Consider the following 312-nt stretch of genomic DNA (forward strand, 5'->3'; position numbering starts at 1 on the left):
GACGCGTTCGGTCTGTGTCCGGGATCCGCGGAAGTCGGCGACGAGGGTGCGCCAGTCGTCGCGGTCGGTGGTGTAGTGGACGACGCGACGCATGTGTGCGTCGACGAGTTCGCTGGTGGAGGGCTGGATCGCCCTGGTCATCAGGCGCAGGAACCGCCGGGGGTCAGGCCGTACTCGGGTGGCGAGTGCTTCGATGATGCCGCCGCCGCCGATCGAGCTTTCGGTAAGCCAGATCTGGTTGTTCCGCGGGGTGCCGGCGGGGTCGTAGCCGGGTTCGATGTCGACCAGGATGCCTTCGGGGTCGTGCTCGGG

At 68.3% G+C, this 312-nt stretch carries 1 protein-coding gene; it reads right to left on the reverse strand.

Features of this window, described 5'->3' with window-relative positions; genetic code table 11:
• Positions 1-312 (reverse strand): hypothetical protein (locus ACLZOT_RS51395; RefSeq protein WP_416976167.1); only part of this gene is annotated, 312 nt, incomplete at both ends.

This window comes from Streptomyces sp. 4F14 (genome assembly GCF_048159485.1).
In the GTDB taxonomy this organism is placed as follows: Bacteria; Actinomycetota; Actinomycetes; order Streptomycetales; family Streptomycetaceae; genus Streptomyces.